This is a genomic window from Thiolapillus sp., assembly GCF_048562965.1.
In the GTDB taxonomy this organism is placed as follows: Bacteria; Pseudomonadota; Gammaproteobacteria; order Chromatiales; family Chromatiaceae; genus Thiolapillus; species Thiolapillus brandeum_A.
In genome coordinates this window covers 1-753 of the sequence record NZ_JBHNMF010001251.1, presented here as the reverse complement: position 1 = coordinate 753, position 753 = coordinate 1, and the positions used below count along the sequence as shown (strand labels likewise).

Here is a 753-nt window from a genome sequence, read left to right as displayed (position 1 = left end):
GGCCTATTGCCGCATCTCCAGTTACCTGCAGACCATGGCAAATCAGGGATACAATCCGCTGGTCGCCATTCAAATGGCCTTTTCGGGACAGCTCTATGCTGATAGGGGTGAGTAGTTACTCGAATTCATTAATTTCGTGGGAGTTTATCATGGAATATCCCTCCTTGAAGCGGAACCAATTTGGAACCTCCCATTTACAACACGACCTCCAACCAGATCGACTTCGACGCCGTTAACATTAACTCGCGTTTGAGTATTGATGCCATTCTTGATGTTTAGCTTTCCACTCATAAGAGCTTGCTGAGCTGCATCATCCAAAGCTCGATATGCTTTTTCTTGATTGCCGCCAAACTTATCCAGCAGTTGACCTAGCCTGTGCTTTTCTTGCCCAAATACATGATTTAGTTTATTGGGATCAATTTTTCCTAAACCCCTTGCAGCAAACTTAGCCCCCTTCAACCAGCCGCCACCTAATGTCCCGGCTACTCCCCAAGCAACACCTTCCCAATCTCCATCGATCCCTGCAATGATAGTATCGTATGCAGAAATTGCGTTATCCACGATCGGAGTGTAGCCCGCAATATCTTTAATGGTCTCGGCATCCACATTTACGTTCGGGGGAGAGTAGTTACAATCAATGAACACTTTCAGGGACTGGTGGTTCGCAAGGATCTGGTCAAGGCCGTCAAAGGCAACGCCATTGTGCCTGCCTATGTGCTGGAATACCTGTTGGGCCAGTATTGTGCCACCAAC

The 753-nt window shown here is 47.5% G+C and carries 2 protein-coding genes; one reads left to right on the top strand and one right to left on the bottom strand.

Annotated features, from left to right (window positions below):
- Positions 1 to 147: 147 nt before the first annotated feature.
- Positions 148 to 606 (bottom strand): hypothetical protein, encoded by a 459-nt coding sequence (locus tag ACOCD2_RS23615; protein WP_294117954.1) that lies wholly within the window; start codon positions 604 to 606, stop codon positions 148 to 150.
- Here ACOCD2_RS23615 and ACOCD2_RS23610 point away from each other — a divergent pair.
- Positions 607 to 753, top strand: a 147-nt coding sequence (locus ACOCD2_RS23610; protein ID WP_368857488.1) for an anti-phage BREX system Lon protease BrxL, incomplete at its 3' end; no start/stop codon positions are given.